Raw genomic sequence first — 8,187 nt, forward strand, 5'->3', positions numbered from 1 at the left:
TGAAAATTAGCAGCCAATAAAAAAGCGCTGATAAAAAGGCTAGAGAATTTACGGGTGGTTGAATAAGATCCTAAGCCATTCTATTGGAGAGATGTGGTGGTTCATCGGCTTTGACCTCGCAGTTCCATTGTTATTTAATAAAACATTATGAAGACCGTCTCTGCAATTCTCGAAACCTATTTGAATACTCATATTGCGTATTAGCGATAGTGGCGCTGAGCGTTTACTGGATGTGCGCAGTAAATCACGTGTTGGTATTAGGTAAAATGCCGAGCGTATTCATACATCTAATTAATATAATCAACAGCAAACCAAAGTTTGATTAAAGAATGGACTTATTGCCATACACTTGTAGTTGATATTTATCTAAAACACCACTGGGCGTTTTACTCTCAATCAACGAAGCCACAAGGCATGGGCGAATTTTGCAAAATTGTCAGGTATAGTAAAAACAATACAGTATATGAAAATGAGTCGAATAAAAGCCTATGGCATTACGTGATATTTATTAAACATGAGTAACTACGAATTAATTATTTTCGACTGTGATGGCGTGCTTATCGACAGCGAAGGCATCAGTTACAAAACACTTAAGTCGCAACTACAAGAAATAGGCATCACGATTGATGATGAGTATTTTATTAAAAACTGTCTTGGTCGCAGCTTTGGCCATGTAAAACAAACCTTGCTGGCGGATTTCAACGTTTTGTTGCCTGAAGATTTTGAACAGACTCATCAAGCTGCTTTAGTGAAAGACTTTGAACGTGATTTGGTTGTTACTCCTAGTATTAAGAGTTTATTGGGCGAGCTAACGATTAATTTTTGTTTGGCAACCAGCAGTAGTCGTCCTCGCACGCTTAATGCATTAAAGATCACGGGCTTAAATCAATATTTTAGCGACAATGTCTTTACTACATCTGAAGTGGCTAAAGGTAAACCTGCACCAGATTTGTTTTTACATGCCGCCCAAAAAATGGGTGTCGCACCGGAAAAATGTTTGGTTTTTGAAGATTCTCTATCTGGCATTCAAGCGGCAAAGTCAGCGGGCATGGACGTCTATCGTTATATGGGCGGTAGTCATCTACTCAGTACAGATCTTAATCTAAGCTCAGGACAAAGCGACTATTTAGCGTTTAGACACTGGCGTGAATTGACCAAACTGGTACCATCCATCATATCTAACAAGTAGGAATTGAAGAGCAATGTCTAAGCTTTCAAAAGCTGAATCACGACGCCTAGATGAGGCTGCCAGAGCAGGGTGGTTGTATTATGTAGCGGGTAAAACCCAAGACGAAATTGCCAAAATATTGGCTACCTCCCGTCAAACAGCTCAACGTCTAGTGGCATTATCGGTCAGTTCCGGCTTAGTAAAAGTAAGGCTGGACCATCCCATTGCCAATTGCATGACATTGGGTAAAAAGCTACAAGACAGATTTAACTTACTGTCTTGTGAAGTGGTACCTGGTTTACCTGATAGCCCCACATCGACCTTTGGTTTAGGCCAAGCGGGTGCGGCAGAAATAGAACGCCAGCTTATAAGCGAAACTCCCAAAGTCATTGCTATGGGCACAGGCCGTGTTTTACGTGCTTGTATTGATGAATTATCTTCTTTAGTTTATCCACAACATCGCATTGTTTCATTAGTGGGTAATATGGCCTCAGATGGCTCTGCTTCAAAATATGATGTAGTAGTGCATATGGCAGAGCGCATTCAAGCCAGCCATTATCCAATGCCATTACCCGTTATCGCCCGTCGACCCGATGAAAGAGCAGCATGGCATCAACAACCTCATATTAGTAGTGTGTTTAATCAGGCCAAACAAGCCGATGTTACTTTTGTGGGCATAGGTAACTTAGGTGAAAAGTCGCCTTTGCATGTAGATGGTTTTATTTCTAAAGACGAGCTGCAAGAATTAAGCGAACTTGGAGCCGTAGGTGAAGTCATTAGTTGGATATTTAATAAAGACGGTAACTTGATTAATTGTGATATCAATCAACGAGTGGCCAGTGTGCCTTTAGTTATTTCATCCAGCAAACCTGTGGTAGGGATTGCGGCGGGTGAAGACAAGGTAATTGCTATTTTAGGCGCCTTACGCTCTAAGTTGATTAACTCATTGATCACCAATGAATACACGGCTCAGCGTTTGTTAGATACCTAAGATATTTGCTGTGCCCCACATGTCTGCGCAAGTGAGGCATTTGCGGCATACCGTTAATGCTAAAAGAAGCTAAAGGCCACTTGTAAAGCGCCATTTTTTAACGCTGGATTCCACATGGCGGTAGCAGAAACAGGCAAAGTATAGTCTAGAATTTGCAGGTTTTTTTCGTAGCTAAAGCCAATATTAACGATGTTAGCACTATCGTCGTAAAAGTTTTTATCACCTGTTGGTGAAAACGCCCCGCCCACAAATACCTTAACTATTTCGCCGTCTTTACCCTGCCATACCGGCAAGTTAGCTTCGATGTAGTTGGTATAAGCGCGCTCACGTTTGCCCGTATCTTCATCTTCGAATTTATCGATACCTTGCACTATGACTGAATAATACAAAGACAGCGGCATATCGCCAGCAAAGGTATATCCCACACCAATATCAGTAAAGTTACCGGTTTTAGTTGGATCGCTAGAGTAGTTAAAAATGTCTACATTGTCGATATTGGAATGGTTACCGTGATTGACGATCTCGACAAATAGCTGAGCAGAAAATTGATGAGAGGCAAAATAGGTAAACTCTTGGTATTCACCATCAAAGCTTGCGCCAGCCCATAAACCAAATTTAGTGTTGCCACTTGCTGTGGTGTAGGTCAATTCGCCAGCCGTCATAATTGAGGGAGTCACAATAAAGCCATGCCACAGGTGGTTGGTTTTTATTTGAAAGCCTAAGTCAACATTACCTTCTTGTTCAGCGTGCACTTGCGTAGTGGTACAAGCCAGAAATAAAAGTGCGGTCATAGTAAAGTTTTTGCTTGTCATTTTTAACATGTTGTCACCTCGTGGTTCATTTTGCTCTATATGATTATTTGCTCAATTTATGGGCATATGACCAAATAAATTTAACCTAGTCAATCTTTTTTGCTTACCTTTTGTTTACAAAAAGCCGAGATTTTTAGCTTTTGTCTTTTAATTCAAATGTTTGTGAAATGTTACAAAATCAACATTTATTGCTTAGCCGACGTCGATAATAAAAGACGTGATTGGCAGTGATGAAAAGACAGACTTAGGTTTAAACCAGCTATTAAAAATACACGCTTAGTAGTGATAGAGCTGGAGTATCTATCTGTAACTAAAAGCTTTTGTCTAGCCAGCTGAGCCCGCTAACCCAGTAAAATCAGTATTTCTACTCAGGTCTATTTTATTTACAACGTTTTGTTACTGTTGGCATTGCTTAAAGATTAAGCAATGACACAACGTGTTTGATTTACATTGTTATATTTGTTTTGCAGTTGTTACTAAGCATGCTTAAAGACAACAACGAACAGATTATTTTAAAAAAAAGTTTTAACAAATCATTGACAGTTGTACTACTGTTTTGGGAATATGCTCACAATGAATATAAATGCTCATTTTGCATTTGAAATTCTATATCGCGAAACAAGAGTCTTAATGTTGGATCTTCACCTAAGGTGACTATGAGGCCAATTTTTGTTTGAGACATGTCGCGACCTAAGTCGGCAATGAAATAGCCCAAAATAAACAACAAGGTTGGAAACAACGATGAAAGCAGAGACTCAAGGTGTAAATCTAGATAATGTATGTGAAGAACAACTACCCATACCTAAACATAAGTTAAAGGGCTGGACCCACTTTTTAGGTTTGTATGCGGGTGAGCATGTGGCTGCTACCGAGTTTGTTATCGGTGCAACCTTTGTCGCTTTAGGCGCCACTATGACAGACATTCTATTGGGTTTGTTGATTGGTAATATTCTTGCGGTACTGAGTTGGACCTTGATCACCACACCCATTGCCATCGAAACCCGCCTAAGCCTGTATACCTATCTACAAAAAATTGCCGGTAGCTCCATGACAACCCTCTACAACTGGGTCAATGTCATTATTTTTACCGTTATCTCCGCCGCGATGATTACCGTGTCGGCCACTGCCGTGCGTTTTGCCTTTGGCATACCTGCGCAACTTAACTGGTATCCAACAAACACGTGGTTTGTCATGGTGGTAGTGGCGGTCGGTATCATAGTGGTATTGGTTGCCATGTACGGCTTTACTGCAGTGTCTAATTTTTCTCGTATCTGCGCCCCTTGGTTATTTGTGATGTTTGTCAGTGGACCTCTGGTATTAATGCCAGCCTTAGCTGAGCACGTTATTGGAGCTACCACTTTAAGCAGTTGGGCCGACTTTATGCAAATTGGCAGTATGTCGGTGTGGACAGGCCTCGACTCTGAGGGTAAGCCAGGTATCGGTTTGCTTGAAGTGATAGGTTTTGCGTGGGCGGCCAATACCATTACCCATGTTGGTTTGATTGACATGGCCTTGTTGCGTTATGCCAAAAGCCGTACTTATGGTTTATGTACCTCGTCAGGCATGATGTTTGGCCATTATATCGCTTGGATTTCTGCCGGTATTATGGGGGCAGGCACCGCCGTTATCGTACAAAAATCTATTGTTGAATTAGACCCAGGTGATGTGGCCTTTCAAGCTTTAGGTTTGTCTGGCCTAGTGATAGTTATTGTGGCCGGTTGGACCACGGCTAACGCTAATTTATACCGTGCAGGTCTTGCGGCTCAAGCTATCTTTAAAAATCATTCACGCAACCGTACTACTCTTGTGGTAGGCATAGTGGCGGTGTGTATCGCTTGTTTTCCCTTTGTATTTAACCAAATGTTACCGCTATTAACCTATGCGGGTTTATTGGTAGTGCCGGTGGGCGCCATTGTTTTTACTGAGCATTTTATCTTTCCTCGTATCGGTTTTACCCGTTATTGGGCGATGTTTCGTAACCTCACTCACAGTACCCCTGCTGTGGCGTCGTGGTCCTTAGGTTTGCTCTTTGGTTTTGGCCTTAATGCCTTAGATGTGATGTCGTTTTATTATTTATTTATCCCTACTTGGTTCTTTACTTCAGTGCTCTATATCGTCTTGGCCAAGTACCATGGTGCCGCGCAAAAATACCCCGAAGAGCAAGCCAAATTAGACGCCTTTGATAAACACGTAGAGGTACATCAAGCCAAGCAAACTCAGTTAGCTCCAGACTATGTGCACGACTACAGTGGTATGACAAAAGTACTGCGCTTTGTCTCCGTGTCGAGCTTAGTTATTACTTTAGTATTAGCCCTAAATACTATGTTTATGAGCGTGGGCATACCCGCTTACGAGAGTAATCGAGAACTATTTTTTAATATCGGATTTGTTTGCACCATTATTTATTTTACTTCTGCTTATTGGGTAATGCAGCGCAGTAAACAAGTTACTGAATCAGCGTAGAGGACTATTAATTATGCAAACCCCAGCAATCAAACTTAACAATTCGGCACTTCAGCACTTACCAACAGAGGTAGTGGTACCTAACTATGATCGTACCAAGGTGACACAAGGAATAGTGCATGTGGGCGTAGGCGGCTTTCATCGCTCTCATGAAGCTTATTATACCGACGCTTACATGAACGAAACGGGTGATCTCAGTTGGGGTATTTGTGGGGTAGGGCTGCGTGAAGCTGACCGCAAAATGCAAACCCTATTGGTAACTCAGGATTATCTTTATACCCTAATTGTGCGCCATCCTGATGGCAATATTGAAAACCGCGTAATTGGTAGTCTCAGTGATTTTTTACTGGGCTGTGACGACCCAACAGCGGTGATCAACAAAATGGCAAGTAGCGAAACAAAAATCGTCTCGCTGACCATCACCGAGGGGGGCTATAACTTTAACCCAGCCACTGGTGAATTTGACTTTACTAACCCTGATGTCATTCATGATCTTGCCAATCCGAGCGCACCACGTTTGGTGTTTGGCTACTTGATTGCAGCATTGCAATTACGCCGTAAGAACGGCTTGGCGCCCTTTACTATTCAGTCATGCGACAACGTGCAACACAACGGTGATGTCGCCAAAAAGATGTTGATTGCTTATGCCACCGCAGTGGATGGCGAATTAGCCCAATGGATTGAATCGAAGGTGGCTTTTCCTAATGCCATGGTGGATCGTATTACGCCTGCAACCACTGCCGCAGACATAGATTATTTACAGACAAATATCGGTATTGATGATCAGTGGCCGGTAACCTGTGAGCCTTTTCATCAGTGGATCATTGAAGACAAATTTACTCTAGCACGGCCACAATGGGAGCAAGTGGGTGCCCAGTTTGTTGACGATGTCACGCCTTATGAGAACATGAAAATCCGCCTACTAAATGCTGGCCATTCGGTACTCGGTATACTGGGCTCTTTGCATGGTTTTCTTACCATTGATGAAAGTGTGCAAGATCCTTTGTTCGTTAAATTCTTACGCCACTTTATGGACACAGAAGTCACCCCAATCTTGCCTGCTGTGGCGGGAATAAACTTGGATGAGTATAAAGATACGCTGTTAGCCCGTTTTGCCAATCCCAATATCAAAGATGGCTTAGTTAGAATTTGCTCGGAGAATACGGCTAAACTTAGTACCTTTTTACTGCCTACTATGGTGGATAACTTGGCTAATAAAGGGCGAATTCAATGTGCGACTTTAGTGCTCGCCGCATGGTGTTATTACAGTGACAAACAAGTAGACCAACAAGGCAAACCACTGAATATCAGCGACGCCATGGCCGTTGAAGTGCATCAAGCGGCCAGTCAAACAAGCCAGCGACCACTGGCTTTGCTCGAATTAAACTCAATTTTTACTACCCTTACCAGTCATACAGAATTTGTGGCGGCCTATGAAAAACAGGTTATGGCTTTTTATGCCAAGCCTGATGTGAAACAGCACATGCAAACGATATTAAGCAGCGTCGCCTAAACGCTTAAACTAATCAGGAGTTACAATGACTAGACCAAAAGTAGCCGTTTTTGGAGAAGCGCTTATCGATATGATCCAACAGCAAGATGGCGCTTACTTGCCCTTTATTGGTGGTTCGCCTTTTAATGTCGCTCGCAGCTTTGTAAAACAAGGCATTGACTGTACTTATTTATCACCTATTTCCACTGATGACATGGGTAAAAAAATCTATGCAGCGGTAATGGACGAGGGTATTAAAGTCCCTGCTAACAATCGCTCGGATAAAAACACCTCGCTGGCGTTGGTATATAAAGACGCTGAGGGCAAACCCAGTTATCGTTTGTATCGTAAGTCGGTGGCTGATCTGGATATTTGTGCCGATGCGCTGTTGGCCATGTTACCCGATGATATTGAGTTGTTTCATACCGGCTCTTTGGCCTTAGTACCTGAAATGTTAGATGTGCTTATTCCTGTAGTAAAAAAGCTAAAATCAAGAGGGGTAAAAATCAGCATAGATGTGAACGTGCGAAAAGGCGTTGAAACCAGCCATCAACAGTATGTGGCAGCCATTTGGCGCTTTGTTGAGTTTGCCGACATTGTAAAAGTCAGTGACGAAGACCTAGAGTTAAAAGGTTTGTATGGTGAACCTGAATTTCATGCTAAGGCCATGTTAGCAAGAATGGAAAACGGCATGGTGGTGCTGACACTCGGCGAAGGTGGTTCACATTTAATCACCAGCAAACACAATCTCAAACAAAGTGTGCATATAGCCGAGGTTTTTGGCGATACCGTAGGGGCAGGGGATACCTATTTTTCCGCCTTGATCGCTAGATTACTAAAAGACTATGCCTTATCACCAGAGGCAGCACCGGCAAAACTCAGCGATGCCTTACGTTTTGGCGCCATCGCCGCCAGCTTAAATGTGGCCACTGTGGGTTGTAATCCACCCACCAGTGATGCAGTACAAGTTGTGATGGATAGCTTGGTTTAAGCGCTAAATCTGGGTGAATTAACCCGTCGAGTTATATATTAAACAACCGACTGCTGTCGGTTTTTTTATACGTATCGTCCCGATACTTACCCCCTAGGGCATTGCTAATGCAGTTCAAATTTTTTCCTGAAATATTTATGTGGCTGTTGGGAAGTGGCTGTGACGAAGCTTTTTAAAACATTATAGCCAGCTCTTTTCAGGTTTATTACTCTTATACGCGCCAAAAAATGTCATTTAAAACATTTTAATGCGCATTAAAATGTAAAATTA

General features: G+C 42.4%; 6 protein-coding genes. 5 read left to right on the forward strand and 1 reads right to left on the reverse strand.

Features of this window, described 5'->3' with window-relative positions; translation table 11 throughout:
* The first annotated feature begins 514 nt into the window (after positions 1 to 514).
* Together NWQ57_RS18515 and NWQ57_RS18520 are read left to right on the forward strand one after the other, a co-directional pair.
* The gene (locus NWQ57_RS18515; protein ID WP_306023658.1) at positions 515 to 1,189 is read left to right on the forward strand and encodes an HAD family phosphatase; all 675 of its coding nucleotides are present in this window, start codon (positions 515 to 517) and stop codon (positions 1,187 to 1,189) included.
* Between the two features lie 13 nt (positions 1,190 to 1,202).
* The gene (locus tag NWQ57_RS18520) at positions 1,203 to 2,159 is read left to right on the forward strand and encodes a sugar-binding transcriptional regulator (RefSeq protein WP_306023659.1); all 957 of its coding nucleotides are present in this window, start codon (positions 1,203 to 1,205) and stop codon (positions 2,157 to 2,159) included.
* A gap of 59 nt (positions 2,160 to 2,218) precedes the next feature.
* On the opposite strand, the gene NWQ57_RS18525 is transcribed toward NWQ57_RS18520, so the two are convergent.
* Positions 2,219 to 2,980 carry a hypothetical protein gene (locus NWQ57_RS18525; RefSeq protein WP_306023660.1) on the reverse strand — a complete coding sequence of 254 codons (762 nt, stop codon included), beginning with the start codon at positions 2,978 to 2,980 and terminating at the stop codon, positions 2,219 to 2,221.
* Positions 2,981 to 3,712: 732 nt separating this feature from the next.
* Between NWQ57_RS18525 and NWQ57_RS18530 the strand changes: the two genes are divergently transcribed.
* From NWQ57_RS18530 to NWQ57_RS18540, 3 genes are read left to right on the forward strand one after another with little or no spacing between them, the layout of a single operon-like run.
* Positions 3,713 to 5,434, forward strand: coding sequence for a cytosine permease (locus NWQ57_RS18530; RefSeq protein WP_306023661.1), 1,722 nt, complete (start codon positions 3,713 to 3,715; stop codon positions 5,432 to 5,434).
* 13 nt (positions 5,435 to 5,447) lie between these two features.
* Complete coding sequence (locus NWQ57_RS18535; RefSeq protein WP_306023662.1) at positions 5,448 to 6,947, forward strand: mannitol dehydrogenase family protein; 1,500 nt, start codon at positions 5,448 to 5,450, stop codon at positions 6,945 to 6,947.
* A gap of 25 nt (positions 6,948 to 6,972) precedes the next feature.
* The gene (locus tag NWQ57_RS18540) at positions 6,973 to 7,917 is read left to right on the forward strand and encodes a carbohydrate kinase (protein WP_306023663.1); all 945 of its coding nucleotides are present in this window, start codon (positions 6,973 to 6,975) and stop codon (positions 7,915 to 7,917) included.
* The last annotated feature ends 270 nt before the right edge of the window (positions 7,918 to 8,187 follow it).

This window comes from Paraglaciecola sp. (assembly GCF_030730205.1).
GTDB lineage: Bacteria > Pseudomonadota > Gammaproteobacteria > Enterobacterales > Alteromonadaceae > Paraglaciecola.

Bases quoted from the DNA above. Each gene is read 5' to 3' on its own strand.
- NWQ57_RS18515 (WP_306023658.1), top strand. From the start codon at position 515: ATGAGTAACTACGAATTAATTATTTTCGACTGTGATGGCGTGCTTATC.
- NWQ57_RS18520 (WP_306023659.1), top strand. From the start codon at position 1,203: ATGTCTAAGCTTTCAAAAGCTGAATCACGACGCCTAGATGAGGCTGCC.
- NWQ57_RS18540 (WP_306023663.1), top strand. From the start codon at position 6,973: ATGACTAGACCAAAAGTAGCCGTTTTTGGAGAAGCGCTTATCGATATG.
- NWQ57_RS18535 (WP_306023662.1), top strand. From the start codon at position 5,448: ATGCAAACCCCAGCAATCAAACTTAACAATTCGGCACTTCAGCACTTA.
- NWQ57_RS18525 (WP_306023660.1), bottom strand. From the start codon at position 2,980: ATGTTAAAAATGACAAGCAAAAACTTTACTATGACCGCACTTTTATTT.
- NWQ57_RS18530 (WP_306023661.1), top strand. From the start codon at position 3,713: ATGAAAGCAGAGACTCAAGGTGTAAATCTAGATAATGTATGTGAAGAA.